This is a genomic window from Nostoc linckia z4, assembly GCF_002608075.1.
GTDB classification, from domain to species: Bacteria; Cyanobacteriota; Cyanobacteriia; order Cyanobacteriales; family Nostocaceae; genus Nostoc; species Nostoc linckia.
The window spans coordinates 79082-95134 of the sequence record NZ_LAHA01000041.1 but is presented as its reverse complement, the minus strand read 5'-3'; the positions used below and the strand labels follow the sequence as shown (position 1 = coordinate 95134).

Genomic DNA, 16053 nt, shown 5'->3' with positions numbered 1-16053 from the left:
TAAAATTCCGTTTAAACTCAGTATTGTTACTCAGGTTAACTGCAACGGTTAAAGTTATTCTGTAACCAGTAATATCACATTGGCTAGGTAATAAAAGATTACAATCTCTTGATATCGAAATCCAGGTAATCACCTATGATTAAAATTGCTGTGGGTCAGAGCATCCACCACATCAATCATAATTGATAAGTGTTTAACAAGATACGATATGAGCGATCGCTCAGCAAATTTTGGCTTAACTATCTCATACCAGTTTTGTGTCAAAATGTGCCAAAAACTCAGTAATGGCGATGCAACTGTAAACCAACGCAAATATCAAGAGATTAGGAAAAAAGCATAATTTTCGCTACCTGATTGAGTATCTAAAAAGATTTGTTAGCGAAATATCTGCCCAGAAAATAGGCAAACAATTGAGGGTGCTGTTATCACACAGCACTCTGTTTTTTTGATGATTTATATCTATGTCATAGATATATTTATTTCATAATCAATAGGGAAAATTTACTAAAAATAGGAAAAATATGTCTCTAGCTTCTCATGTTATATCTTCTTTAAGTCTCTCAAAAACAGATGTGCAGAATGTTCTCCTCATTTTATATAAATTAGTAAAGCTTAGTAAATCTTCTTTACACTACATGCAATATAACTATAACTATAATTATATCCCTCCTTTAGCTATGACGGGCGCTCTGCCATTACCAGTGATAAAAATACAGGTTCCAATTCAAGAGTTACCAAATTTAAAATGGGTACTTTCTGTAGCTCAAAAAATAACACTGATTTTAGTAAATGATGCTTTAATAAAACTAGCAAATTTTTCAGATTTTCATGTTTCTTATGGAGTCGATGATAATACTAAAACTAATAACTCAGTCATTGACAACAAAGTAAAAGCTTTAGAAGATTTGCAGCAAAAAATTCAAGCTGCTAAAACTTGTCAAGATTTGGAAAAAGTTGCTTTAAATTTAGCATCAGTTACTCAAGAAATTACACAAGCGATTGTTGGAGATAATGCATCTAATATTGTTTCCTATAATACTCCTACAATATCAGACTTTCAAGATAAAATTAAAAGTATTGATGAGGAATTTGAACTGCATGAATTCCATAAAGAGCCTGGAAATATAGAATTTTTAGCACCGTTTAATTTAGAAGATTCAATTACAGATTTACTCAATTTAGCATTCAAAAAAATTCTTGATTCTGATATTAAATTGTTAGAATTAAATAATATTGAAGTATCTTCTAGTGATTTGGGCTTTTCTAGCAATGAATCTCCAAGTAATAGAAGTCTCGAAGATTACAACAAATTATTTATGAAAATACCTTTACCAGAAATTAGTTCTAGGTTTAAAGAAGATTTAGTTTTTGCTTACATGCAAGTTGCTGGCCCAAATCCAATGATGCTGCAACAAGTATTACAACAAGAAGAAATTCTACAAATTAGCAACCAACAATATCAAGAAATTGTTGGTATTGGTAATGATTCTTTGGAAGCTGCAAGGCGGGAAGGTCGGCTTTATAAAGCTGATTACTCTAAGTTAAAAAATATGGAAAATGGCAGTTTTCCAAATCAACAGAAGTATATTTATTCGCCTTTAGCGTTATTTGTAGTACCACCATTTAGTAACCCATCTCGGTCTTTAATACCACTAGCCATTCAGTGTCAGTCTCAACACCCAGTATTCACACCTCTGGATGGTGAGAATTGGGCGATCGCCAAAAGCATTGTGCAAATGGCAGATAGCAATTACCATGAATTAGTTAGCCATCTTGGTCGGACTCACTTATTTATCGAACCCTTTGTAATTGCTACTAAACGGCGGTTACCAGCGAACCATCATCTCAGAATTTTACTGGAACCTCACTTTGAAGGAACCATATTAATCAATTACGGCGCACATCAACTTTTGATTGCCGATCGCCGTCAGGTAGATGCACTTTTAGCTAGTACAATTGAGAGCGATCGGCAACTTACTATTCAAGCTGCCCAAGATTATTTGCATCATTTCAATGATGTAATGTTTCCCAACACTTTAACAAGTCGCGGTGTTGACCGAATTTCTCAACTTCCTGAATATCCTTATCGAGATGATGGACTGCTGATTTGGAATGCAATTCATCGATGGGTGCGTGACTATTTAAGCAGTTACTATACCAATAGCCAACAGTTACTAGCAGACCAAGCTTTACAAAATTGGGCAAAGGAATTAATTTCCCAACAAGGAGGCCGCCTACAAAATTTTGGTGAAGACGCTTCAGGCACAATTAAAACTCTTGATTATTTAATTGATGCTGTTTCCACCATTATTTTCACAGCTAGCGCTCAACACGCGGCGGTTAATTTTGCCCAAGGCGAACTCATGACCTATGCACCTGCTTTTCCTCTAGCTAGTTACTCTCCAGCGCCTACAAATTTCTATGAAATAGGCGACTTTATGAGTATGTTACCCCCCCTAGAGCAAGCTAAAAGTCAACTGAATATAACTTATTTGCTTGGCTCAGTTTACTATACACAGCTAGGACAATACTCCAATTCATATTTTCAATCCAAGCCACAAATTAGTTCCGCCTTGGCAACTTTTCAAAACCAACTCAAAGCAATTGAGCAAGAAATTACTCAAAGGAATCGTACAAGAATCATGCCTTACAAATTCTTGCTACCTTCGCAAATTCCCCAAAGTATAAATATCTAAGGGACTTCCAAGTAAAAAAATATTCCACAGAAGACTGTTCACTGTTGACCGTTGACACTCAGCAGTCAACAGTGAACAGTCAACGACCTGAATCGGAACAATTTATTTTTTCGAGTTCCCTAATACAGTGTCACTTTCACATTGATACAAATATGCAGCAGGGTCATAGAAGAGAGAATTAGACACTAATCAGTTATTATTTCGGTTTACCGAACTCAAAAATTCTAGTAAACCGTAATCTTTTACATCTCTAATTTAGTGCGGTAATCATCATTATCTCAAGTGATGAAAACCGAATTTACAGGTCTTTTAGTCAAAGATAATATGAACATGTAAGCACAAAACGCAGTGCAAAAACGAATAAACAATAACTAATTAAAGAGAGTGAAAGTTATGGCACTAGTTCGTTGGAATCCTTGGAGAGAAATTGACACTCTACAACGTCAAATCAACAGCTTATTTGAAGATACCAGAGTACCATCTACATTGTTTGACAGAGGCTTTATCAAAGTTCCGGCTGCTGAACTAAAAGAAACAGATGATGCTTTGCACTTGAAGCTAGAACTGCCAGGAATCGACGCTAAAGACCTAGATATTCAAGTCACTGAAGATGCTGTTCGCATTAGCGGTGAGCGCAAGTCTGAAACTAAAACCGAAAACAATGGCACTACCAAGAGCGAATTTTACTATGGTAAATTCCAACGTGTAATTCCTCTATCTGCTCGGATTCAAAATACCAACGTCACCGCAGATTATAAAGACGGTATCTTGAATTTGACGCTGCCCAAGTTGGAACAAGAAAAGAACAAAGTTGTCAAGGTTAATCTTGAACAACCCACTGCCTAATTAGTTGTGATGTAACTACTCTACCTGCAATAGTTGATTGAAATAGTCAAAGCCCAGTTATCAGATAACTGGGCTTTTTTGTATGTGATGTCTACTTTAAAGGGCTGCGCGTTTTCCTGGCTTCCAGACAAAATACCAACAGCTACAGGATTTGAAATAATAAATTGTGGTAAAACAATTAGATCCTTTACATCCTTCAAAAGCAATAACAAATGACAATACTGCCGCAGTTCTACCAAACACATCTCAAGCAGAAAATAGATAGATTTTTGTGTCAACCATTTCAAAAAACTTTTTGGGGAATTGTTTGTTTAATAGTTCTGTTTGGTGTTGGTTGGATGTCTGTAAACGCGGTACAGCCCAGACGTGAGCCTCATCTGTGGCAAGTTTATGAGCAGTCCCTCAAAAAAGCCAAATATGTTGACTTAACTCATACCATCACTCCGGCAATTCCTGTATGGTCTGGTTTTGGTTCATCAAAGTTTGCGCCTGCCATCAACCCAAAAACTGGTGAACCGTACACTTATCAAAAGGATGGGTTTGAAGCAACTCATTACGATTTATCTACCGATCAACTAGGAACCCAATTAGATCCACCTGCTCACTGGAACCCTGACTATCCAGCTATCGATGAGTTACCAGCAACCTTTACTGTTCGTCCCCTAGTAATAATTCCCATCCAAGATAAAGTTGCCAAAGACCCCAATTATCATCTGAGTGTCAAAGATATTCAAGATTGGGAGCGCAAACATGGCAAGATTCCACAAGGCTCAGTTGTGTTTGTTCGCTCTGACTGGTCTTCATCTTGGCCAAACCCCGAACTAGCCACAAGAACTAAGTTTCCTGGGGTGAAACTAGAAGCTTTAAAGTTTCTGCACCTTGAGCGCCAAATTCTTTTCCACGGACACGAACCCCTTGATACAGATAGCACCCCAACGCTGGAAGGAGAAGATTGGCTGTTGAAAAATGGATATACCCAAGCAGAGGGTGTTGCAAATCTAGACCAGGTACCAGAAACAGGCGCGTTGCTTTCTATTGGGTATCCGAAATTCAAAGGTGGTTTAGGAGGTTATGCACGTTACATTGCTATCTGTCCGCCAAACTGGAAATACGGCGTTTCAGTAGGTCAAATCCCAGAGTCTCCCTTGCTAAAAGCAGATAAACCCCTCCACTGGGATACAAAATTGGGTGTACGGGTACGGTGAGAAATAATTGGGTTCGCTCCATCGCACCTCTATAACTGCTCCATCTTTACACCAGCAACTTCCATCATCACTGTGGTAATCGGCACAAGCCGCCCCACAGTGGTGTAATAGCTATTGCCCACTGGTGTTGTTGTGGCACGCTCACGAAACCGCCCCATAGTAATCAAAAACCACTCTCGTGTCTTTGGCATCGGTAACCTGTACAGTTGACGGGTATTAACAAAGTAATAAAATAGCCAATCCGCCTCTGTGTACATGAAGCATCCCGGCGTTCCACGTTCTAAATTGCTATGGGTTTCAAAGAACAAGTTACGAGTTTTATTCCATCTATCGCCCTTAATCTCAATCAAAATTTCACTTGTGTGTGTTGTCCAAATAAGGTCAATATCTCTGCGTTGGTAGTTGGGGCGATCTTCAACGTTGTTGACGCTGATGGTTTCTGGCTTTCCCCACAACCACGCCTCAATATCAGTAGCCGCCTGATTGGCTACCTTCACTGCATCGTCCATACTGTAGGCGTAGGTCATGGTTCTAGTTCCATTTTTAGTACTATTGTACTATTAAATTTTTATAAGTAGTCGTGCAAAATAAATTATTTTAGGACTTACGCAACGCCGATATTGTCATTGCGATCGCAAGTGTAGGGAAGCAATCGGAGCGATCGCCCAAGCGCCTGTGGTAGAAAGGAATTAAAAGCAGCAATGGAATAGCGGTATTTGCTAGCCTACATCCTTCAATTTTGGGAACTATAAAAATGGCGAGTACCGATAAATACTACCAAAATTGTTATAATTGTTATGAGAACTCTTCAACAATCACCTTCCCTTAAGGCAGCATTCCAACAAAAAATCGACAGCAAAAAATCTAGCAAACACCAAGAAATTCACGAAAAATTAGGTGATGGCTTTTTGGGTGGATTAGGTTCATTCATCTTTGAAGTTAACCAAGCCACAAATAAGTTTAAAGGCAATGTAGGGGAATGGGGAGTATCACTTATCTTGCAATCTTTCCCCGATACATGGGTGATATTTAATAATGCTTTAATCCCTACTAATTCAAACTCTCTGACAGAAATAGACCATTTGATTATTGGTAACTGTGGTGTTTTTTTAGTAGAAGTTAAAACCTGGAAAGGTTCATTTACCGCTTACAAAGATAAATGGAAACGACGCGAGGCTAACAACTGGATAGCAGTTGACAATAGTCCAACTTCTCAAAGTGTTTATCATCAAAAAATGTTTACTCAGTGGATTACTTATTTAATACCTAGCCTTCCTGATGGGTTTGTTACGGCTCCAGTAGTCTTCCCAATCGCTAAATGGATAAGAGCAAATGATTGCTCAGTCCCAGTTTTACAAGGTATCCCTGCACTGCTACAGATGATAAATAGTTCTCCTAATTGTTTAACAACAATGCAAGTGGAAGCTATTGCTCAAGCAGTTGAAAACTTAACCCTGACTACAAATACTACCCCAACCGCTAAACCGATTCTTAAGCCCAAACCCATTAAACGTCAGAATCCTACAATTTGAGTACTGGGGGGAGTTCATGGCCATACGCTTTTATGATTATCTGTACCTCACTTAACAGGGAATCGCTATACTTCTTCAAGTACATTGATAAAAGGAATCAAAAATCCATATACTGCAATTACAAGCAATGAATTAATAGCCCCTAGTTTTAGACCTGCTAGGGGCTTTTTCTTAATTGATTATCCATTAGAATTAGGTCAGTTAATCGTTAGAAGTAACAGTAATTCCTTCTGGAGATTATGAATAATTGGTTCTGTTGATAGAGTAAATTTCAATGTTTGGATTGGTATTGTGTATTTGTGAGTAAAAAACGTTTATCAGGTTAACAACAATGAATCTTCTTGCTTGGATTGTTTTAGGTCTAATTGCTGGTGCGATTGCAAAAGCTATCTACCCTGGTCATCAAGGCGGTGGAATTATAGGAACAATCTTATTAGGAATTATCGGTGCTTTTGTGGGTGGTAGCTTGGGTGTATTATTCAGTACGGGAAGCTTGACATTAGCGGCTCCCACACTCAGCATTCCTGGTATTGCAGTAGCAGTTCTCGGTGCAATTGTCGCTATTTTCTTGTGGAATTTGCTAAATCGCCGCAGCACAATCTAGTATGATGTCCGGTTGGAGACTTATCATTAAGACTGACACAGAGACGCAAAGATGGGGGGACGCGGAGAGTTTTTTGATAAGTGATTAGGCGGACATGATATGAGAAACCATCGGACTTACCCAAAGTTATGAAAAACTGACCGCAAAGTCCGCACAAAAGAGGCACAGCGCACAATGGGCAATTTTTCCGATGTAGCTTGCTTTCTTGAAGGGGTGCGACTGCTATCACAAAGGAATCAGAGTTTCCGAGAGTTTTTGCGTGAGTCCTAAATTAAATTGAAATTAATTAATAGTAAAAATCAGGGAATCCATTTGATTATATTTTCTCCCTGAATTTATATAGAAAGAATAGCGCTTACCTATTATTAGGTGGGCGCTATTATATTAATTCTATTCAGTTGTAAAAAATATCGGTGTTGACTGTTGACTGTCAACAACCTTAACATTTAGAGACCATTTATAAAGTAAATCTTAAGTAGTAGCATGGCAAGGCTAAAATAGTGCATTAGTAAACTCTTGTGGGGTGGGCATCCTGACCGCCCGGACGGGTGAGGACACCCATCCCACAATAAAATCTATTGCAATATTTAAGGCTTGCCACGCTACTACATTAATTTTAATTTCACTTTATTAGGACTTACGCAAGAACTCTCTCAAACTCTTATAACTTCGTGCCCTTTGCGTCCTTCTCTAACGAGACGCTACGCGAATGCGGTAGCCTGCGGCAAGCCGCTCCGCGTCTACGTTTATTCATACTTTTGTATAAGTCCTATTTATAAATAATCTCTTAATACAGCAGATTCGGAGTTTATAAGGTACAGACTATTGTAAGGGCGAACGGCCGTTCGCCCCTACCATGTACCTCATTTACCTAAAATACGCTGTATTTCAAAAATTATTTGGGATTGCTATATTAACAGTTGCAGTGAAGCATAAAAGCGTGCATTAGCCGAACAACATAGCTTTGAAAATAGCTGCTTTACTTTCTCCCAGACTCCGCTTTGGAGAACGCATTGCAGAGGCAACTAAACGTTGGTTTAAGTAGCTTTTAAGATTTTTATTAGCTTCTAGTATCCTGATATCTTAGGACTTACACACAAAGGTTATACCAATTCAAAATTCTCTGTTGGAAAGTTCCGATCGCCTATTTTTGGCGGTCAGACTTTCCTCAATTCCCTAAACTAATTAACACCCCGTAGCTTGCGAGTGTTATCAACTAAACTCTGAGCAAATTGGTCAAATCTTTGGGAAAGCTTCTCATCTAATAGCTTACCTTCAGGACTAAAAGCACTCCAAGCTTGTCCGATGGCTATTTGCTCTGGAATTACCCAACCGTGTACCCACCTCACAATTAGCCTCAGGTCATTCAAAGCATTACTATTAGACTGACCACCCAATACACTAATCAGCCCTGTTACCTTATCAGATAGTTGGTCAAAGCTCATCAAATCCAAAGCATTTTTCAAGACACCACTAACGCCACCATGATATTCAGGTGTCGCCAAAATTAACCCATGAGCGTCACTAACTGTATCCTGTAACCGCTTCACATCTGGGTATTCTGGATATTCCTTTGCACCAGTACAAAATGGTAATTGCAATTGCCGTAAATCGAGAATCTCTACCTCTGCACCCAAGGCTTCTACTCTTTGCATTGCAACCTGCAATGCCAGGTGGGTATAGGAATTAGGTCTTAAACTACCGCCAATACCAACAATTTTCACCATAATCAGCTCGCGAATTATTAACTACCTACTAAGCTGTTACCCTTTGAACAGCACATCTTGATGGTGTTGACAGTTAACCGTTAGCGGTCAACAGCATGAATAATTGTGCAACTTCAAAGCGTAATAGCCGAGCGCAAAATTTATTAAAATGAAGTCGTTATGACTATGTTTATTATTTTAGCGATTTGTATCGGAATGTGTCAAATTAAAATTTTGCAAAAAATCATTAATTTTTTCCCCTACCAAGGGGAATGCTTCGCCAACGATGTAGGAGGTACGGGACTTCCAAGTAAAGAGGTGTTCCATAAAAGAGTGTTGACTGTTGACTGTTAACTTTATGTCCTAACCTAGTAGTGCGCCAAGTTGCCTTGGCTCTTTAAAGGAGAACGTGGGGCCCATAAAGGGGATAAGGGATTTAAAACCTTTCCCCTTTCCCCTTTCCCCTTTCCCCTTTAACCTTTCCCCTTTCCCCTTTCCCCTTTCCCCTTTCCCCTTTCGAACTACTAGTTCATTGAATTTATGCAATAGTTGGGAGACATTTGGGAATGTTTTTGTCTGGAAGTTAGACTAGATAAGAAAACTGTAATATCCAGTTATAGGGATTTTTGCTAGAAGAATAGGCATAAAACCACAGCTCAACTTCTGCCAGCAGACAAAGGGTAATTATTATGACAAATTTGCGAAAAAAAGCGTTGATAAAACAGGGGTCGTCAAAGCGCGTTGCTTGGATTGGCGGACTAGCAGCTAGTTTGATGATGTTGCCAGTAATTTTTGGAAGTACACCTGTTTTGGCACAAAAACCAGAGAGCAACTCTTTAAATTATGGTGAGTTGATTAAGAAAGCGAAGGCGGGAGAAATTGAAAAAGTTGAGCTTGATGAAGCCGAACAAATAGCAAGGGTTTATCTCAAGGGGCAAAAAGAGAACACACCACCGCAACAGGTGAGGCTTTTGGCGCAAAATACAGAATTGATTAACATTCTCAAAGATAAGAATGTTGAGTTTGGTGAGATTTCTTCAGCGAACAGTAGGGCTGCTGTTGGCTTGTTGATTAATCTCATGTGGATTTTGCCGTTGATAGCATTAATGCTATTGTTCCTACGTCGTTCCACTAATGCTTCTAGCCAAGCGATGAATTTCGGTAAATCCAGAGCTCGTTTCCAAATGGAAGCAAAAACTGGTGTGAAATTTGATGATGTTGCTGGGGTAGAAGAAGCCAAAGAAGAATTACAAGAAGTTGTAACCTTCCTCAAACAGCCGGAAAGATTTACTGCTGTGGGGGCACGTATTCCCAAAGGAGTATTGTTAATTGGCCCTCCTGGTACAGGTAAGACTTTACTAGCAAAAGCGATCGCTGGTGAAGCAGGCGTACCATTTTTTAGCATTTCCGGTTCGGAATTCGTGGAAATGTTCGTTGGTGTGGGTGCATCCCGCGTGCGTGACTTGTTTAAAAAAGCCAAAGACAACGCACCTTGCCTGATATTTATCGATGAAATCGACGCCGTGGGTAGACAACGGGGTGCTGGTATTGGTGGCGGAAACGATGAGCGCGAGCAAACCCTCAACCAACTGCTCACCGAAATGGATGGTTTTGAAGGTAACACTGGCATCATTATTATTGCTGCCACAAACCGTCCGGATGTATTAGATGCAGCCCTGCTGAGACCAGGACGTTTTGACAGACAAGTGATGGTGGATGCACCAGATCTCAAAGGGCGACTGGAAATTTTGCAAGTCCACGCCCGGAACAAGAAGATTGACCCTAGCGTATCATTAGAAGCGATCGCCCGCCGCACTCCTGGTTTTACCGGCGCAGATTTAGCCAATTTACTCAACGAAGCTGCCATTCTCACAGCCAGGAGACGAAAAGAAGCCGTCACCATCTTAGAAATCGATGATGCTGTAGACAGGGTAGTTGCGGGTATGGAAGGCACCGCCTTAGTAGACAGCAAGAGCAAACGCTTAATTGCCTACCATGAAGTCGGACATGCCTTAGTAGGCACATTGCTCAAAGACCACGACCCCGTGCAAAAAGTCACACTCATTCCCCGCGGCCAAGCACTGGGATTAACTTGGTTTACTCCCAACGAAGAACAGGGATTGATTTCTCGTTCCCAACTCAAAGCACGTATCACCGCCACTTTGGGCGGTCGGGCTGCCGAGGAAATTGTTTTTGGCAAGCCAGAAGTCACCACAGGTGCAGGAGATGACCTGCAAAAAGTCACAGGAATGGCACGCCAAATGGTTACACGGTTTGGGATGTCAGAATTAGGCCCCTTGTCCCTAGAAAACCAGAGTGGAGAAGTATTTCTAGGACGTGACTGGATGAATAAATCAGACTATTCTGAGGAAATTGCCGCCAAAATTGATTCCCAAGTCCGCGAAATTGTCAACAATTCCTACATCAAAGCCAAAGAACTATTGGAAGAAAACCGCGTAGTTCTGGAGCGTTTAGTAGACTTGTTAGCAGAACAGGAGACGATTGAAGGCGATTTATTCCGCAAAATTGTTGCTGAAAATGTTCAAATAGTGGATGAAAAAGTGGCTGTATCTCATTAAAAGATTAGCCAATATTTAGTAGTCAATAGTTGATAAACTCTCAACTATTGACTCTTGAAAATATAAGATTGATCAGATAACCTACTTATCTGAGTGTTGCCTGTTGCCTATTTCCTATTCCAAAGACTTTGCTAATAATTCTAATTCTTCTTTAATAGATAAAGGCAGATATCCCAAAGCAAATGCTTGAGAACTATCCAAAGAAACATCTGTTGGTCTGGGTGCTGCCATTTTTACATCTTGTTGTCGGCAGGCTTTGATTCCACTAATTGATAGTTGAAATACTTCTGCTAATAACAGACCAAAATCATAACGAGATAGTCGTTCTTTACCACCCAGATGAATAATGCCGTTGACTTTTTCTAAGGCTAATAAAAGTCCTTTTGCCGCAGTTTTGCCACTTACTGGTGTACGAAATTCATCGATAAATAAATTTAGTTCTTTGCCATCTTTTAAAGTTTCAATAAATGGCTGAATAAAGCTTTTTGCTGTGGGTGTTTTTCCACCAAACATTAAGGGCATTCGACACACTGCGGTCATGGGATATCGCTCTAACATGCCTGCTTCGGCGATGGCCTTTTGTTCTCCATAAATGTTTACAGGACAGATAGAATCTGTTTCATGATAAGGAGGATTTAAACCATCAAAAACTAAATCAGTGGAAGTAAAAGCGCAAGGAATAGAATTATCTGCACAAAGTCCGGCAATATTGCAGGATGCTGTTACATTAATTGTGTGTGATTCTTCGGGATGAATTTGACAAAAGTTTGGTTGTGAATGGGCCGCAGTATGAATAACTGCTGCTGGTTTGATAGTCTTAAATATCTGCTGTAATTCTTGAAAGTCTGTTAAATTAACTTTGAATATTTTAACGCCAGGAATTTCTATCGAATGGGATAAACAAGTACCATAAATTTCCCATTCTTGTTTTGCAAGCTGGCAAAGATGCCATCCTAAAAAACCACTGGCTCCAGTGATTAATAATCTTTTCATATTACATTTAATTGAATGAGGTAATATAGCACCTGCCAGCTATGGGAATCAGGTTTGATATCTGACATTATTTGAGTAGTCAGGTAACAGGCAAAAGGGTTTCAGAGAATATGAGTGTACGGATTTATTTTCACCCAATCAAATAGGAGTCCTATAGATTGTAGACCCTGACACAAATCAGCTTTTAACCTCATTCCCTACTAAACTTTTTAGGGAAACCACAAATCTCTCCCACTACTTTGGAATTGAAACCGTCCAAAACCAAGGAATTGACCGTGGGATTTTTCCCCCACTGGAAATGCTGTGACACCTAGTAAGTAAACACCAGAAAAACTAGGATTACTATAGGGGCGCAGGCCAATTGTAATTGTTTGTCCGGGAGTTACAGGTGGGTCAAAGTTAACAGTAATTGTGCGTGTTTTGCGTTCTTTAGTCACCGAACCCAGTGTTAACGGCGTGCCTTTGCGATCGCGCGTTCCCACAAATGCACGTGTATCATCAAGATCGTACTGGATATACTCTCCTCCTTCACGTTGAGCGATCGCTACCTTCCCAAGAGGTTCTCCAGCATTTTCCGGCACATTAATAGTAAAATAGTAAGTCCCGCCAGGAAAATTTACATCTTTATAAATAGTTACCGCCTCAACCAGCCTCGGTGGTTGAACAAAATACACCGTACCATCTCTGAGTTGCACCGCTTGAGTCGCTGGAACAGTAATTTCCGCAATACCTATTGCTAACGAAAGTGTTACGCCAAACAAAGTTGCAACACGCATAGTCAGATATAAACATATACTACTTAAATAAACAAAGGTGTTAATTCAGTAAAAAAACACCTTATTTCAATTCTAATTCTTTCGGAATGAGTGACTTAGGAAGTATGGAAGCTTGTTTTTCCAAATCAGCAGGTTTCGTATACCACCAAGCCCAAGCAATTAAAACCGCTTGAAAAGGAAGTCTGACCACATGTACCCAAGGTGAATCTGGTATATATTCCAACTTAATATGATTAACAGCCATATTGATATTGGCAGGGAAAACCGCAATAAAAAGAGCAATAAGTCCCCAAGCCGCAGCTTGACTTACAGGCGGGACTAATAACCCAATACCACCCAAAATTTCATAAAAACCACTCAGATAAACCAATTCCAAAGGATAAGGAAGTTGCGGTGGCATAATTTTGACATACGGTGCTGGAATCAGAAAATGCGTTACTCCAACCACAATAATTGCTATGGCAAGGATGACACGTAACCTTTCCTTATGCTGATTCATCAGTTTTGCCTCATTATATACTTACCCCATAAGCTCAGTTTGAACCACAAATGCTGAATCTGCCTTGAGTCCATAGGATGAAAATATCATTGAGCATAGGGCATTGGGCATTGGGCACAAGAGGCTCCAGGTGCAGGAGGGACTCATCTCCCCATCTCCCCATCTCCTCATCTCCCCATCTCCCCATCTCCYCATCTCCCCATCTCCCCATCTCCCCATAAACATGACCAACGCCTTTAACCGACTCGCACCTTTCATCCAAGAATACATTTATCATCACCAATGGACTGAATTACGGTCAGTGCAAATTGCTGCTTGTCAAGTCATATTTGACACTGATGCTCACTTGCTAGTGGCTGCTGCAACTGCCGCCGGGAAAACAGAAGCAGCTTTCCTCCCAGTTTTAACTTTATTACACAACTACCCCGCAAATACCATAGGTGCGTTGTATATTAGTCCTATCAAAGCATTAATTAATGACCAATTTGAACGCCTGAACGACTTACTCAAAGAAGCAGATATTCCAGTTTGGCACTGGCACGGTGATGTTTCTCAAACTCGAAAAAACAAACTTTTAAAAAATCCCCAAGGCATATTACAAATTACGCCGGAATCTCTAGAAAGTTTATTAATTAACAAACATAACGACTTAGTTCGCTTATTTGGCGATTTAAGGTTTGTGATTATCGATGAAATTCACGCTTTTATGGGTTCAGAACGTGGTTGTCAAATTATTTGCCAATTACAACGTTTAGCAAAAGCCACACAAAAACAACCAAGGCGTATTGGTTTATCTGCAACTCTCGGCGATTATTCCCTAGCTGAAGATTGGTTGCGTTCTGGAACCGATAAGCCAGTAATTACTCCTAAAATAGATGGGTTAAAACGCCAAATAAAATTAGCTGTGGAACACTTTTATATTAACGATGAAATAGATGAATCAGAGGCAACAGCTTACGAACAATATATTTTCAACCTCAGCAATTCTCGCAAATGTCTAATCTTTGCAAATAATCGCACGCGCACAGAATCGATAATTGCATCTTTGCGAAAAATTGCCACAGAACAAAAATTACCAGATATCTATCACGTACATCATGGAAGTATATCTGCTAGTTTGCGACAAGCTGCTGAAAATGCCATGCGGGAAGCCAACAAACCTGCTGTGACGGCTGCAACTCTGACTCTGGAATTAGGCATAGATATCGGGTATTTAGAGCGAGTCATTCAGTTAGATTCACCCTTGTCTGTTGCTAGTTTTTTACAACGTTTGGGACGCAGTGGTAGAAGAGGTGAAGCGGCTGATATGCGTTTTATTTGTACTGAAGAACAGCCATTATCAGAGGCTTCTCTACCAGAGCAAATTCCCTGGCAACTTTTACAATGTATCGCTATTATTCAACTTTATATAGAAGAAAAGTGGATTGAGCCAATTCAACCGATTAAATATCCTTTGAGTTTGCTTTATCACCAAACAATGAGTATTTTAACAGCAACGGGTGAAATTTTACCTAATGCTTTAGCTAAACAAATTTTTAGTCTACCACCTTTCGCTGCTATTTCCCAAGAAGATTTTCGGCTATTGCTACGTTATTTAATTGATATCGGTCATATTCAACATACCGAACAAGGTAAATTAATCTTGGGTTTGGCAGCAGAAAAGGTGGTGAGAAGATTTCAGTTTTATGCTGTGTTTGCTGAACAACAAGAATATAGTGTGAAGCATGGTACAACGGAAATTGGCAGTATTGCTGCATCGGTTCCTGTTGGTAATCAATTTGGTTTAGCTGGGAGAACTTGGGAAGTTGTCGAAGTTGACTTTAAAAAAAGAGCTATTGTTGTCAAACAAGCTGAGGGTAAAGCTAGTGTTTATTGGCGTGGTGGTGGTGGGACTATTCATACAAGAGTTTTACAACGGATGCGGCAAGTTTTATTTGAAGATGTAGAGTATAGCTATTTGCAAAAGAATGCTTTGCAAAGATTACAAACGGTTCGTCAATTGGTGCGGCGGGTGGGGTTAGGGAAGCAGAATATTTTGGAATTGGAGAAAGGTAAATGCTGTATTTTTCCTTGGATGGGTACTATTGGTTATCGCACCTTAGAAAGATTACTTAATTCTTGGTGTCGGGAATCGTTGGAAATTAAAAGTATTGGTGGGGTGAATCCTTATTATTTAACAATTAAATTAGGTAAGGGGAAATTTGAATATCTTTCTCGTGAGATTGCTTCATTATGTGAGCAAAGGATTAGTGCAGAAGATTTAGTTAGTAGTTCAGAAGCGCCGGAAATTCAAAAGTATGATGAATTTATTCCTCATCCACTTTTACGGAAGGCTTTTATTAATGATTATTTAGATATGGAAGAAGTGCGGGAAGAAGTGGCAAAGTGGTAAAAGTGTGAAAATTCAGAATTCAGGAGTCATAACTCATATCGTTTCTTTATGAGGCTGCGCCAAATATTAGATTTTTTACAAGCTCGTTATCATTATTAATTATCAATTATCAAAAAAATAAGAGGCAAGAGGCAATAGGCATAAGAAATAACGTTTTCAGCGTATTTCAACTTAGTGAAGTGACTAAAGCCTTTTTGACTCCTGAATTCAGAATTCTGACTCCTG

General features: G+C 39.6%; 13 protein-coding genes. 7 read left to right on the top strand and 6 right to left on the bottom strand.

The features are described 5' to 3' along the window. Nucleotides 1-521 precede the first annotated feature (521 nt). The 3 genes from VF06_RS26305 to VF06_RS26290 all read left to right on the top strand — a co-directional run bounded on the left by VF06_RS26305 (nt 522) and on the right by VF06_RS26290 (nt 4747). Nucleotides 522-2696, top strand: a complete 2175-nt coding sequence (locus VF06_RS26305) for a lipoxygenase family protein (RefSeq protein WP_099072102.1) — start codon at nt 522-524, stop codon at nt 2694-2696. A gap of 393 nt (nt 2697-3089) precedes the next feature. Further along, complete coding sequence (locus VF06_RS26300; protein WP_099072103.1) at nt 3090-3542, top strand: Hsp20/alpha crystallin family protein; 453 nt, start codon at nt 3090-3092, stop codon at nt 3540-3542. A gap of 212 nt (nt 3543-3754) precedes the next feature. Beyond that, on the top strand, nt 3755-4747 hold the full coding sequence (locus tag VF06_RS26290; protein WP_180267622.1) for a cyclase family protein: 993 nt from the start codon (nt 3755-3757) through the stop codon (nt 4745-4747). A gap of 29 nt (nt 4748-4776) precedes the next feature. Here VF06_RS26290 and VF06_RS26285 read toward each other — a convergent pair whose 3' ends face one another. Beyond that, nucleotides 4777-5274: a hypothetical protein gene (locus tag VF06_RS26285; RefSeq protein WP_099072105.1), complete on the bottom strand. Its 498-nt coding sequence runs from the start codon at nt 5272-5274 to the stop codon at nt 4777-4779. Between the two features lie 270 nt (nt 5275-5544). Between VF06_RS26285 and VF06_RS26280 the strand changes: the two genes are divergently transcribed. Continuing rightward, on the top strand, nt 5545-6279 hold the full coding sequence (locus tag VF06_RS26280) for a nuclease-related domain-containing protein (protein ID WP_099072106.1): 735 nt from the start codon (nt 5545-5547) through the stop codon (nt 6277-6279). Between the two features lie 331 nt (nt 6280-6610). Beyond that, on the top strand, nt 6611-6883 hold the full coding sequence (locus VF06_RS26275; RefSeq protein WP_099072107.1) for a GlsB/YeaQ/YmgE family stress response membrane protein: 273 nt from the start codon (nt 6611-6613) through the stop codon (nt 6881-6883). A gap of 1181 nt (nt 6884-8064) precedes the next feature. On the opposite strand, the gene VF06_RS26270 is transcribed toward VF06_RS26275, so the two are convergent. Beyond that, on the bottom strand, nt 8065-8610 hold the full coding sequence (locus VF06_RS26270; RefSeq protein WP_099072108.1) for an NADPH-dependent FMN reductase: 546 nt from the start codon (nt 8608-8610) through the stop codon (nt 8065-8067). A 668-nt stretch (nt 8611-9278) separates the two neighbouring features. Between VF06_RS26270 and ftsH the strand changes: the two genes are divergently transcribed. Next, a complete protein-coding gene (gene ftsH / locus VF06_RS26260; protein WP_099072291.1) occupies nt 9279-11168 on the top strand; it encodes an ATP-dependent zinc metalloprotease FtsH in 1890 nt (629 codons plus the stop codon). 114 nt (nt 11169-11282) lie between these two features. Here the strand turns inward: ftsH and VF06_RS26255 are convergent, their stop codons facing one another. From VF06_RS26255 to VF06_RS26240, 4 genes are all read right to left on the bottom strand, one after another. Then, nucleotides 11283-12161, bottom strand: a complete 879-nt coding sequence (locus VF06_RS26255) for an SDR family oxidoreductase (protein ID WP_099072290.1) — start codon at nt 12159-12161, stop codon at nt 11283-11285. Nucleotides 12162-12370: 209 nt separating this feature from the next. After that, nucleotides 12371-12937, bottom strand: a complete 567-nt coding sequence (locus tag VF06_RS26250) for a DUF2808 domain-containing protein (protein ID WP_099072289.1) — start codon at nt 12935-12937, stop codon at nt 12371-12373. A 61-nt stretch (nt 12938-12998) separates the two neighbouring features. Next, complete coding sequence (locus VF06_RS26245; protein WP_099072288.1) at nt 12999-13436, bottom strand: DoxX family protein; 438 nt, start codon at nt 13434-13436, stop codon at nt 12999-13001. A 34-nt stretch (nt 13437-13470) separates the two neighbouring features. Further along, nucleotides 13471-13647, bottom strand: a complete 177-nt coding sequence (locus tag VF06_RS26240) for a hypothetical protein (protein WP_180267938.1) — start codon at nt 13645-13647, stop codon at nt 13471-13473. Nucleotides 13648-13659: 12 nt separating this feature from the next. Between VF06_RS26240 and VF06_RS26235 the strand changes: the two genes are divergently transcribed. Next, nucleotides 13660-15828, top strand: a complete 2169-nt coding sequence (locus tag VF06_RS26235) for a DEAD/DEAH box helicase (RefSeq protein WP_099072287.1) — start codon at nt 13660-13662, stop codon at nt 15826-15828. Nucleotides 15829-16053: the final 225 nt, after the last annotated feature.

Excerpts from the sequence above, each read along its gene's own strand:
- VF06_RS26245 (WP_099072288.1), bottom strand. The coding sequence starts at position 13,436 with ATGAATCAGCATAAGGAAAGGTTACGTGTCATCCTTGCCATAGCAATT.
- VF06_RS26300 (WP_099072103.1), top strand. The coding sequence starts at position 3,090 with ATGGCACTAGTTCGTTGGAATCCTTGGAGAGAAATTGACACTCTACAA.
- VF06_RS26270 (WP_099072108.1), bottom strand. The coding sequence starts at position 8,610 with ATGGTGAAAATTGTTGGTATTGGCGGTAGTTTAAGACCTAATTCCTAT.
- VF06_RS26285 (WP_099072105.1), bottom strand. The coding sequence starts at position 5,274 with ATGACCTACGCCTACAGTATGGACGATGCAGTGAAGGTAGCCAATCAG.
- VF06_RS26255 (WP_099072290.1), bottom strand. The coding sequence starts at position 12,161 with ATGAAAAGATTATTAATCACTGGAGCCAGTGGTTTTTTAGGATGGCAT.
- VF06_RS26280 (WP_099072106.1), top strand. The coding sequence starts at position 5,545 with ATGAGAACTCTTCAACAATCACCTTCCCTTAAGGCAGCATTCCAACAA.
- ftsH (WP_099072291.1), top strand. The coding sequence starts at position 9,279 with ATGACAAATTTGCGAAAAAAAGCGTTGATAAAACAGGGGTCGTCAAAG.
- VF06_RS26275 (WP_099072107.1), top strand. The coding sequence starts at position 6,611 with ATGAATCTTCTTGCTTGGATTGTTTTAGGTCTAATTGCTGGTGCGATT.
- VF06_RS26290 (WP_180267622.1), top strand. The coding sequence starts at position 3,755 with ATGACAATACTGCCGCAGTTCTACCAAACACATCTCAAGCAGAAAATA.
- VF06_RS26235 (WP_099072287.1), top strand. The coding sequence starts at position 13,660 with ATGACCAACGCCTTTAACCGACTCGCACCTTTCATCCAAGAATACATT.
- VF06_RS26305 (WP_099072102.1), top strand. The coding sequence starts at position 522 with ATGTCTCTAGCTTCTCATGTTATATCTTCTTTAAGTCTCTCAAAAACA.
- VF06_RS26250 (WP_099072289.1), bottom strand. The coding sequence starts at position 12,937 with ATGCGTGTTGCAACTTTGTTTGGCGTAACACTTTCGTTAGCAATAGGT.